This is a genomic window from Bradyrhizobium genosp. SA-3 (assembly GCF_004212635.1).
Taxonomy (GTDB): domain Bacteria; phylum Pseudomonadota; class Alphaproteobacteria; order Rhizobiales; family Xanthobacteraceae; genus Bradyrhizobium.
The window spans coordinates 1-595 of sequence record NZ_PSRT01000343.1 but is presented as its reverse complement, the minus strand read 5'-3'; the positions used below and the strand labels follow the sequence as shown (position 1 = coordinate 595).

Below are 595 nucleotides of genomic sequence, written 5' to 3'. Positions count from 1 at the left end.
GGCGAGGCGAAGCGGCGACTGCAAGCGTGAAGGTGCTGCCCGCGCCCGGCGCGCTCTCAACCGTCAGCTCGCCGCGCATCAGGCGGGTGAGGCGCCGCGCGATCGCAAGGCCGAGGCCGGTGCCGCCGAACCGCCGCGCGATGCTGTCGTCGGTCTGGACGAAATCCTCAAAAATCCGCTCGTGCATGTCCGGTGCGATGCCGATGCCGGTGTCGCGAACGGCAATACGCAGCAGGACATGATCGTCGCGCCGCTCGGCCGCCGCGCTCAAGCCGATCCCGCCGCTTGCCGTGAACTTGATTGCATTGCCGATCAGATTGAGCAGGATGCGATTGAGCCTGACAGGATCGCCGTGCACGGACGTGTTGACCGTCGCATCGCAGGCGAGGTCGAAGCTCAGTCCCTTGTCAAAGGCCTGCGGACGCATCAGGTCGGCGGCGGCCTCGATGAGCTGGTCGAGACGGAAGTCGCGCGTCTCCAGCATTTCGGTAGCGGCCTCCAGGCGGGCATATTCCAGCACCGCGTCGACCAGCGCGATCAGCGTTTCGCCTGACGCCGCCGCGGTGGCGAGGTGGCGGCGCTGCACCTCGCTGAG

The 595-nt window shown here is 67.6% G+C and carries 1 protein-coding gene; it reads right to left on the bottom strand.

Annotated elements, in window-relative coordinates:
* Window positions 1-595, bottom strand: a 595-nt coding sequence (locus tag CWO91_RS42390) for a sensor histidine kinase (RefSeq protein ID WP_245471554.1), incomplete at both ends; no start/stop codon positions are given.